Below are 429 nucleotides of genomic sequence, written 5' to 3' on the forward strand. Positions count from 1 at the left end.
CATATCCGTGGCGCCCTTGCCCTTCAAGTCCCGGAATCCGAACGGCGCGATGGCCGACAGGCCTTTCCGGGCGCGCGCCTCATTCGCCTTGGCGATCGTGCGGGAGAGCATGCTCAGGATGCCGGAGTACGTGTAAGCCTCGCCTTTCAGGGTGCGGACGAGCGGCTGCTCCGGCTTCGGATTTGCCCCCACCGCCCGCAGTAGGAGCAGCTCAATCTGCTCGGTCATGGCGATCCGAACCCGCTTGCCGGTCTTGGCCTGCACGAACTCCAAGATCCGCGAGCCCGTGTGCGGGTCGCGGGCGGCAATGGCCGCAGTCCAATTGATGATGTCGCTTTCGGGCCGCTGGAGAGTCCGGTAGGTGAGTTCCATCAGCAGCCGGATTCGGGCGTTCGCCGCGGCGAACACCTCCCGGTATTCCTCGTGCGT

At 65.5% G+C, this 429-nt stretch carries 1 protein-coding gene; it reads right to left on the minus strand.

Going from position 1 to position 429, the window contains the following annotated elements; genetic code table 11:
* Positions 1-429: site-specific integrase (locus tag E4T88_RS18060; RefSeq protein WP_221411825.1), on the minus strand; the 429-nt coding region annotated here is incomplete at both ends.

Origin of the sequence: Dysgonomonas mossii (assembly GCF_004569505.1) — a bacterium.
Taxonomy (GTDB): Bacteria; Bacteroidota; Bacteroidia; order Bacteroidales; family Dysgonomonadaceae; genus Dysgonomonas.